This is a genomic window from Mesorhizobium sp. LNHC229A00 (assembly GCF_000502415.1).
Classification (GTDB): Bacteria; Pseudomonadota; Alphaproteobacteria; order Rhizobiales; family Rhizobiaceae; genus Mesorhizobium.
Map to the genome: position 1 here is coordinate 1 of NZ_AYWQ01000150.1, position 582 is coordinate 582.

At 59.6% G+C, this 582-nt stretch carries 1 protein-coding gene; it reads left to right on the top strand.

Translation table 11 applies throughout. The features are described from left to right. Nucleotides 1-582: glycosyltransferase family 2 protein (locus X742_RS140240; RefSeq protein ID WP_023775668.1), on the top strand; the 582-nt coding region annotated here is incomplete at both ends.

Here is a 582-nt window from a genome sequence, read left to right on the forward strand (position 1 = left end):
ATCGGCTATGTCTCGGCGCCCAGCATCTGCGACCGCAATGCACACGAGAGCTGGTCCGCCCGCGGACGGCTCTATGTCGAAGCAAGCATGCACGGTTCGCTGCAGGCCGGCTACAACGGGGGCTTCGCGACGGTCTGCATCGGATCGCACTATGCGGTCCGTACGGCTGCGTTGAAGGAAATTGGTGGCCTGGGCCCCGAACTCGCTGAAGATCATTCGACGACCCTTTTCATGAACGCGCATGGCTGGCGCGGAGCGCATGCGCTGGATGCCATCGCACATGGCGACGGCCCACGCACCTTTGCTGACCTCGTTACGCAGGAGTTTCAGTGGTCGCGTAGCCTCGTGATGATCCTTCTCCAGTATACGCCGAAACTGATCGGCCGCATGCCGTTGCACTTGAAGGTGCAGTTCGTGTTCTCGCAGTTCTGGTATCCGCTGTACGCCTTCTTCCTGGCCATGATGTTCCTGCTGCCGGTGATCGTCCTGGCATATGGGGATAATTTCGTCAGCGTGACTTACCCGAACTTCCTGCAGCACTTCATGCCGCAGTCGCTGATGATACTGCTGCTGGCGTTCTGG